Below are 271 nucleotides of genomic sequence, written 5' to 3' on the forward strand. Positions count from 1 at the left end.
TAAGATGACTTAAAGAGAGGTGCCCATGAGCGGTAAGCGTTATCCTGAAGAGTTTAAAATTGAAGCAGTCAAACAGGTTGTTGATCGTGGTCATTCTGTTTCCAGTGTTGCAACACGTCTCGATATCACCACTCACAGTCTTTACGCCTGGATAAAGAAGTACGGCCCGGATTCTTCCACTCATAATGAACAGTCAGATGCTCAGGCCGAGATCCGCCGTCTTCAGAAAGAGTTGAAGCGGGTTACGGACGAACGGGATATATTAAAAAAA

1 protein-coding gene is annotated in these 271 nt (G+C 45.0%); it reads left to right on the plus strand.

What is annotated here, in order from left to right; genetic code table 11:
* Window positions 1–25: 25 nt before the first annotated feature.
* The coding region (locus N6P30_RS24535) for a transposase (RefSeq protein ID WP_260630020.1) at window positions 26–271 on the plus strand (246 nt) is incomplete at its 3' end.

The sequence above is a fragment of the Enterobacter sp. PL1 genome (assembly GCF_945957325.1).
GTDB classification, from domain to species: domain Bacteria; phylum Pseudomonadota; class Gammaproteobacteria; order Enterobacterales; family Enterobacteriaceae; genus Enterobacter; species Enterobacter roggenkampii.